Here is an 8,033-nt window from a genome sequence, read left to right as displayed (position 1 = left end):
CCTGAGCGGGCCGAGGTCCCTGAGCGGGCCGAGGTCCCTGAGCGGGCCGAGGTCCCTGAGCGGGCCGAGGTCCCTGAGCGGGCCGAGGTCCCTGAGCGGGCCGAGGTCCCTGAGCCTGTCGAAGGGACCGGTACCCCCGACGCACCCCGCCTGCGCATCGACGCGCACGACGACCGCGTGGTCGCCACCCTCGACCGCCCCGACCGCCGCAACGCGATCGACCAGGCCATGGTCGACGAGTTGCACGCGCTGTGCGCCGAGCTCGAAGAGCACCCGCGCTCGCTGATCCTGACCGGCGCGGGCGGCATCTTCGCCGCCGGTGCCGACATCGCCCAGCTGCGCGAGCGCACCGGCGATGACGCGCGGCGGGGGATCAACGCGAGCGTCTTCGATCGCATCCGCCATTTGCCCATGCCGGTCATCGCCGCTGTCGACGGGTACGCGCTCGGCGGGGGAGCCGAGCTGGCGTATGCGGCCGACATGCGGCTCGGCACACCGCGCGTGCGCTTCGGCAATCCCGAACCCGGCCTCGGCATCATCGCCGCGGCGGGTGCCGCGTGGCGCCTGCCCGAGATCGTCGGCCACGCGCGCGCGAGCGAGCTGCTGCTGACCACCCGCGTGATCGACGCCGACGAAGCTCTCGCCTGGGGGCTCGTGTCGAGCATCCACGAGCCGGACGCCCTGCTCGACGCCGCCCACGCGATCGTCGACCGGATCGCCGCGAACTCCGTGCGGGCGACGATCCTCACCAAGCGTGCGCTGCTCGCCCCGCGCGCGGAGCATCCGGCGATCGACGGCGAGCTGCAGGCCGAACTGTTCGACAGCGCCGACAAGCGCGCGCGTATGACCGCGTTCCTCGAGAGGAAGAAGAAGTGACCACGCTCCCCGAAACCGTCGGCGTGCTGGGCGGGGGCCGCATGGGCGCCGGCATCGCGCACGCCTTCCTGCTCGCCGGTGCCCGCGTGCACGTCGTCGAGCGCGACGCCCGGGCCGCCGACGCCGCCCGCGAGCGCGTCGAGGCCGCCGTGGCCCGCTCTGCGCAGAAGGGCATCGAGATCCCGGATGCCGACACCCTCACGACCGGCGTCGACACCGCCGCGTTCGCCGACGCGGGCCTCGTGATCGAGGCCGTCCCCGAAGACCGCGCGCTCAAGCTCGACGCCCTCGCGCGGATCGAGGGAGTCGTCGACCGCGCCGCGGTGGTGGCATCCAACACCTCCTCCATCTCGATCGACGCGCTCGCCGCCGCGCTCCGCCGCCCCGAGCGGTTCCTCGGCCTGCACTTCTTCAACCCTGTCCCGGCATCGGCGCTGGTCGAGGTCGTCACCGGCTCGCGCAGCGAACCGCAGGTCGTCGGCGCGGCGACCGACTGGGTCGAGGCCATCGGCAAGACCGCCGTCGTCGTGCGCGACGCCCCCGGTTTCGCCTCCAGCCGTCTCGGTGTCGCACTCGGGCTCGAAGCCATCCGCATGCTCGAAGACGGAGTGGCGAGTGCGCACGACATCGACACGGCGATGGAGCTGGGGTACCGGCATCCGATGGGCCCCCTCCGCACGACCGACATCGTCGGGCTCGACGTGCGCCTCGGGATCGCGGAAGAACTCGAGCGCGCGTTCGGCGCGCGCTTCACCCCGCCCGCGCTGCTGCGAGAGCTCGTCGCCCAGGGGCACCTGGGCCGCAAGACCGGCCGCGGATTCTACGAATGGAGCGAACGATGACGTTTCTGCCGAGCTACGTGAACGGCGCGTGGTGGATGCCCCAGGACGATCCCGACGCCGCGGTCGTGCGCGACGCCTCGACCGGTGACGAGATCGTGCGGGTCAGCACGAAGGGTCTCGATCTCGCCGGAGCGGTCGCCTACGCGCGCCGCGAGGGCCAGAGAAGCCTCGGTGCCCTCAGCTTCCCCCAGCGGGCGATGGTGCTGAAGAACCTCGCGATCGCGCTGAACGAGCGCCGTGAGGAGCTGTATGCCCTCTCGGAGCGCTCGGGGTCGACCCGGCGCGACTCGCTCAGCGACGTCGACGGTGGCATCGGCGTGCTCTTCACCTTCTCGTCCAAAGCCCGTCGCGAGCTGCCCGCCGGGAAGGTCGTGCTCGACGGGCCGATCGAGCCGCTGTCGAAGGACGGCTCCTTCCTCGGCCGGCACGTCTACACGCGCCTCCCCGGCGTCGCGGTGCAGATCAACGCCTTCAACTTTCCGATGTGGGGAGCGCTCGAGAAGTTCGCGCCGGCATTCCTCGCCGGGCTGCCCACGATCGTCAAGCCCGCGACCCCCACGGCCTACATCGCCGAAGCGTGGGTGCGCATGGTCGTCGAGACCGGACTCCTCCCCGAGGGATCGCTGCAGCTGATCAGCGGGAGCGTCCCGGGCCTGTTCGACCTGCTCGACCTCGGCGACACCGTCGGGTTCACCGGCAGCGCTTCGACCGCCGAGCGTCTTCGCGCGCAGGCGAAGCCGGGCGTGCGCTTCACGAGCGAGACCGACTCGATCAACGCGTCGATCCTCGGCCCCGACGCCGGGCCCGGCACCCCCGAGTTCGACGCGTACGTCAAGCAGTTGCTCGTCGAGCTCACCACCAAAGCGGGGCAGAAGTGCACCGCGATCCGCCGCGCGATCGTGCCGGCGGGGATGACGGATGCCGTGGCCGCGGCGCTGCGCGACAAGATCGCCGAGCGTGTCGTCATCGGCGACCCGCGCACCGAGGGCGTCACGATGGGCCCGGTCGTCTCGATCGAGCAGCGCGACGAGGTGCTGCGGCAGGTCCACGCGCTCACCGACGCCGGGGGACGGTTCGTCGTCGGCTCGGCCGAGGCGCCCGAGGGCGTGCCCGCCGACGGTGCGTTCCTCCAGCCCATGCTGCTGGCCTTCGCAGATGCCACGACCCCGGCCGTCAACGACATCGAGGCCTTCGGTCCCGTCGCGAGCATCGTCGAGTATGCCGATGTCGCGGAGGCGGCGGCCATCGTGGCGCGCGGCGGCGGCTCGCTCGTCACGAGCGTCGCGACCCACGACCCCGACGTCGCGACCGAGCTGCTCACCCGAATGGGAGCGATGAACGGTCGCGTGCTCTTCCTCGACCGCGACGACGCGCGCACCTCCACCGGGCACGGCGCTCCCGTGCCGCACCTCGTGCACGGCGGGCCCGGTCGCGCCGGCGGTGGGGAGGAGCTCGGCGGAATCCGCTCCGTTCTGCACTACATGCAGCGCATCGCGATCCAGGGCTCGCCGCGCATGCTGACCGCGTTGACAGGGGTGTGGCATCCGGGAGCCGAGACCGACTCCGCCGGGACGCACCCGTTCCGCAAACCCCTCTCAGATCTCCGGATCGGGGATGCCGTGGAGTCGGCCGAACGACAGGTCACCCTCGACGACATCGAGGTGTTCGCGAGATTCACCGGCGACACGTTCTACGCGCACATGGACGAGGAGTCGGCGGCGGCCAACCCCTTCTTCCCGGGGCGTGTGGCCCACGGCTATCTGCTCGTGTCATGGGCGGCGGGGTTGTTCGTCGATCCCGCGCCCGGCCCGGTGCTCGCGAACTCGGGGCTCGAGAACCTTCGCTTCGTCACGCCCGTCTCACCCGGTGACCGCATCCGCGTCGCCCTGACGGCGAAGCAGATCACCCCTCGCGAGACAGACGAGTACGGCGAGGTGAGATGGGATGCCGTGATCCGCAACCAGGACGACGAGATCGTGGCGCAGTACGACGTGCTGACGCTCGTCGCGAAGACCTGGACCCCGGCTCCCGTGGCGGTGCCGGCATGAGCCTCCGGCCGATGATGCAGAACGACCGCGCGTCGGCGATGCTCGGCATGGTCGTCGAGCACGACGCGCCGGGGGAGTCGCGCGTGTCGATGACCGTGCGCGACGACATGCTCAACGGCTTCGCGATCACGCACGGCGGGCTCGTCTTCACCCTCGCCGACACGGCCTTCGCGATCGCCTGCAACGAGGACGAGCGGGTGACCGTCGCCGGTGGTGCCGACATCACGTTCTTGAAGTCGACGACCGCAGGGCAGACGCTCACGGCGACGGCCGCGCGCCGCGCCCGCAGTGGTCGGACGGGCCTGTACGACATCCGCGTGACGGATGAGACGGGTGACCTCGTCGCCGAGGTGCGCGGCCGCAGCATCACGACCAACCGGCGACCGCCGGCGGCGCCCCCGGTCCCTTCGACGGGCTCAGGGACCTCCATCGCGGCAGGGACCTCTGTCGCGGCGGGGGCCTCCGCCGCGCCGGTGGCTGAGCTCGTCGAAGCCTCCGGCCCCCGACCCGTGCGGTTCCCGGTCCCTTCGACGGGCTCAGGGACCTCCGCCGCGGCAGGGACCTCCGTCGCGGCAGGAACCTTCGCCGCGCCGGTGGCTGAGCTCGTCGAAGCCTCCGGCCCCCGACCCGTGCACGACCCCGATCCCAAGCGCAACGCCGCGCTCCCCACCACGGAGGTGTCTCGATGACCATGACCGTTCCCTCGCGCCCCGACTTCCTGGCATCCGTCGATCCGACCGGCATCCCGCTCGAGAGCCTGCGTGCGCTGCAGCTCGAGCGGCTGCGGTGGACGGTCCGGCACGCGTACGAGAACGTCGCGCTCTACCGGCAGAAGTTCGACGAGGCCGGTGTCGGGCCTGACGACATCCGCAGCCTCGACGACATTCGCCTGCTGCCCTTCACGACCAAGGCCGACCTGCGCGAGACCTACCCGTTCGGCATGTTCGCCGTCCCGATGCCCGACGTCCGCCGCATCCACGCCTCCTCCGGAACCACGGGCCGTCCCACTGTCGTCGGGTACACCGCCGGCGACCTCGATCGCTGGGCCGACCTCGTCGCGCGCTCGCTGAGCGCCGCCGGTATCCGCGCGGGCGACCGTGTGCACAACGCGTACGGGTACGGCCTGTTCACCGGCGGTCTCGGTGCGCACGCGGGGATCGAGCGCCTCGGCGCGACGGTCATTCCCCTGTCGGGCGGGCAGACCGCGCGGCAGGCGCAGCTCATCCAGGACTTCGCGCCGGATGCCATCCTCTGCACGCCGAGCTATCTCCTCACGATCGCCGACGCGCTCGAAGCCGCCGGCGTCGATCCGCGCTCGACGTCGCTCCGCGTCGCGGTGCTCGGAGCCGAGCCGTGGACCAACGAGATGCGCCGCGAGATCGAGCGCCGCCTCGACATCGTCGCCGTCGACATCTACGGCTTGAGCGAGGTGATGGGTCCGGGCGTGGCATCCGAGAGCGCCCTCACCAAGGACGGTCCGCACATCTGGGAGGACCACTTCCTCCCCGAGACGATCGACGGCGAGACCGGCGCCCCTGTCGCGGACGGCGAACTCGGCGAACTGGTCTTCACCTCCCTGACCAAGGAGGCGTTCCCGGTGATCCGCTACCGCACCCGCGACCTCACCCGGCTGCAGCCCGGCACGGCGTTCCCGTCGATGCGGCGCATCGAGAAGATCACCGGCCGCAACGACGACATGATCATCCTTCGCGGCGTGAACCTCTTCCCGACGCAGATCGAAGAGATCGTGCTCGGCATCGAGACCCTCACCCCGCACTTCGTCCTCGAGCTGCGTCGCGAGGGACGAATGGATGCCATGACCGTCCGCATCGAGAGGCACCCCGCCCTGGAACGAGAGGTGTGCGAGGCGGCGGGCGTCGTGCTGCAGCAGCGCATCAAAGTGCACATCGGGACCAGCGTCGACGTCCGTGTCGAGGAGCCCGGCGCGCTCCCGCGCAGCGAGGGCAAGTACAAGCGCGTGTACGACCTGCGCTGACCGCGCGCGTCCGTGTCCCTCCCGTGCCCCGCCGCTTCAGGGGCGGGCGCGCGCGAGGGGAGTGTCGTCGAGGCCGTCGATCAGGTCGCGGAGGCTGTCGAACACGTCCGCGGCCCCTGCATCCCGCAGTTCCTCGGGCGAGAACCCGCCGGTGCGCACCGCGACGGTGGGGATGTCCGCGCGCGCTGCGGCGATGGCATCCCACGGGGAATCACCGATCATCACGCCGCTCGATCCGGGCACCCTCTCCAGCGCTGTCTGCACGAGGTCGGGCGCGGGTTTGCTGGCCGCGACGTCGTCGGACGAGGTCCATGCGTCGGCGAGGCCGCGCGCATCGACGAGGTCGAGGAAGTGCTCGACGTGTTCGCTCTTGCCGGAGCTGGCGAGCACGACCTGAAAGCCTCGCCGCTTCACCTCGACGAGAAGGTCGTGCGCCCCGTCGAAGGGGTGCACCTCGTCGATCATCGGCTCGAACTCCTCGGTCCACGCCTCGCGCAGGGCGTCGCCGTGCCGGTTCTCGACGTCGTCGCTCGTGAGCGAGGGGACGAGCTGATCGCCGCCCATGCCGATCGAGCGATGGATGCGCCAGATGGGCAGAACGATGTCGAAGCGCAGGAACGAGCGGTACCACGCGAGCGCGTGTTGGTAGTTCGTGTCGACGAGGGTGCCGTCGACGTCGAAGATCGCGGTGTCTGCCATGCGCCCACTCCACGCGCTCGCGCCCGAGGCGTCACGCCCGTTGCGGTTGCCCAACCCCTCCGCTACAGTTTTACTGAACGATCGGTCTGTAAAGGAGTCGACGATGACCATGACCGCACCCACCCCGGATGCCCTGGATGGCGAGGCGATGTTCGACGCGCTCATCGAGGCCGACGGCCGCATCGAACCGCGCGACTGGATGCCGGACGGCTACCGCCGCACCCTGATCCGCCAGATCTCCCAGCACGCGCACTCCGAGATCATCGGCATGCAGCCCGAGGGGGCGTGGATCACCCGCGCGCCGAGCCTCAAGCGCAAGTCGATCCTGCTCGCGAAGGTGCAGGACGAAGCGGGGCACGGCCTCTACCTCTACTCCGCGGCGCAGACCCTCGGCATCACGCGCGACGAGATGACGCAGCAGCTCGTCGACGGCAAGGCCCGCTACTCGTCGATCTTCAACTACCCCACCCCGACCTGGGCCGACATGGGCGCGATCGGCTGGCTCGTCGACGGGGCCGCGATCTGCAACCAGGTGCCGCTGTGCCGCGCCTCGTACGGGCCCTACGGTCGCGCGATGGTGCGCATCTGCAAAGAGGAGTCGTTCCACCAGCGCCAGGGGTTCGAGATCCTGCTCACCCTCATGCAGGGAACCGACGCGCAGCGCGAGATGGCTCAGGATGCCGTGAACCGCTGGTACTGGCCGAGCTTGATGATGTTCGGGCCCCCGGATGACGACTCGCCCAACTCGGCGCAGTCGACCGCGTGGAACATCAAGCGCTTCAGCAACGACGTGCTGCGTCAGCGCTTCGTCTCGATGCTCGTGCCGCAGGCGGCCGTACTCGGCGTGACGCTGCCCGACCCCGACCTGCGCTTCAACGAGGAGACGGGTCAATACGACATGGGCGAGATCGACTGGAGCGAGTTCCACGAGGTGCTCGCCGGGCGTGGACCGCTCAACACGATGCGGCGTCAGCACCGTCGCGACGCGCACGAAGAGGGCGCCTGGGTGCGGGAGGCCGCTGCGGCCTATGCCGCGAAGAAGAGCGCCGCCCGCACAGAGACGGCCGCTGCCTGATGGCCACCCCCGGCGGCAGCCCCGCCGAGACCTGGCCCCTGTGGGAGGTGTTCGTGCGCGCGAACCGCGGTCTGAGCCACGTGCACGTCGGCTCGCTGCACGCCCCCGACGCCGAGCTCGCCGTGCGCAACGCGCGCGACCTCTACACCCGTCGGGGCGAGGGCGTCTCGGTGTGGGTCGTGCCTTCGGATGCCGTGACCACGAGCGATCCGGGAGCGAAGGGCGCGTTCTTCGAGTCGCCGGCGGGAAAGAACTACCGTCACGCGGTGTACTACACCGCCTCCGAGGGGGTGCCGCACCTGTGAGCACCTCGACCGATCACGAGTCCCGGTCCCTTCGACAGGCTCAGGGACCTGACGCGGCCCAGGTGGCTGAGCCTGTGGAAGCCCCCGACGCGGGGGGCCGGTCCCTTCGACAGGCTCAGGGACCTGACGCGGCCCAGGTGGCTGAGCCTGTGGAAGCCCCCGACGCGGGGGGCCGGTCCCTTCGACAGGCTC

General features: G+C 70.8%; 8 protein-coding genes. 7 read left to right on the top strand and 1 reads right to left on the bottom strand.

The genetic code is table 11. The annotated features are described in order from the left end of the window. Positions 1-150: 150 nt before the first annotated feature. The 5 genes from AB0O24_RS01815 to paaK are packed head-to-tail and all read left to right on the top strand — an operon-like array spanning position 151 to position 5,762. A complete protein-coding gene (locus AB0O24_RS01815; RefSeq protein ID WP_363372234.1) occupies positions 151-876 on the top strand; it encodes an enoyl-CoA hydratase/isomerase family protein in 726 nt (241 codons plus the stop codon). Beyond that, the gene (locus AB0O24_RS01810) at positions 873-1,718 is read left to right on the top strand and encodes a 3-hydroxyacyl-CoA dehydrogenase family protein (protein ID WP_363372117.1); all 846 of its coding nucleotides are present in this window, start codon (positions 873-875) and stop codon (positions 1,716-1,718) included. The genes AB0O24_RS01815 and AB0O24_RS01810 overlap by 4 nt, the downstream gene beginning before the upstream one ends. After that, the gene (gene paaZ, locus AB0O24_RS01805; RefSeq protein WP_275797814.1) at positions 1,715-3,766 is read left to right on the top strand and encodes a phenylacetic acid degradation bifunctional protein PaaZ; all 2,052 of its coding nucleotides are present in this window, start codon (positions 1,715-1,717) and stop codon (positions 3,764-3,766) included. The genes AB0O24_RS01810 and paaZ overlap by 4 nt, the downstream gene beginning before the upstream one ends. An 11-nt stretch (positions 3,767-3,777) precedes the next feature. Then, positions 3,778-4,455: a hydroxyphenylacetyl-CoA thioesterase PaaI gene (paaI, locus tag AB0O24_RS01800; RefSeq protein ID WP_363372115.1), complete on the top strand. Its 678-nt coding sequence runs from the start codon at positions 3,778-3,780 to the stop codon at positions 4,453-4,455. 2 nt (positions 4,456-4,457) lie between these two features. After that, positions 4,458-5,762, top strand: coding sequence for a phenylacetate--CoA ligase PaaK (paaK, locus tag AB0O24_RS01795; RefSeq protein ID WP_363372231.1), 1,305 nt, complete (start codon positions 4,458-4,460; stop codon positions 5,760-5,762). A gap of 36 nt (positions 5,763-5,798) precedes the next feature. On the opposite strand, the gene AB0O24_RS01790 is transcribed toward paaK, so the two are convergent. Next, complete coding sequence (locus AB0O24_RS01790) at positions 5,799-6,461, bottom strand: HAD family hydrolase (RefSeq protein WP_363372112.1); 663 nt, start codon at positions 6,459-6,461, stop codon at positions 5,799-5,801. A 103-nt stretch (positions 6,462-6,564) separates the two neighbouring features. On the opposite strand from AB0O24_RS01790, the gene paaA reads away from it, so the two are divergent. Together paaA and paaB are read left to right on the top strand one after the other, a co-directional pair. Then, positions 6,565-7,536 (top strand): 1,2-phenylacetyl-CoA epoxidase subunit PaaA, encoded by a 972-nt coding sequence (paaA, locus tag AB0O24_RS01785; protein WP_275797279.1) that lies wholly within the window; start codon positions 6,565-6,567, stop codon positions 7,534-7,536. Then, positions 7,536-7,841, top strand: coding sequence for a 1,2-phenylacetyl-CoA epoxidase subunit PaaB (paaB, locus tag AB0O24_RS01780; protein WP_055838158.1), 306 nt, complete (start codon positions 7,536-7,538; stop codon positions 7,839-7,841). The genes paaA and paaB overlap by 1 nt, the downstream gene beginning before the upstream one ends. The last annotated feature ends 192 nt before the right edge of the window (positions 7,842-8,033 follow it).

The organism is Microbacterium sp. NPDC086615 (assembly GCF_040686055.1).
Lineage (GTDB): Bacteria > Actinomycetota > Actinomycetes > Actinomycetales > Microbacteriaceae > Microbacterium.
This window is presented reverse-complemented; position numbering and strand designations above follow the sequence as displayed.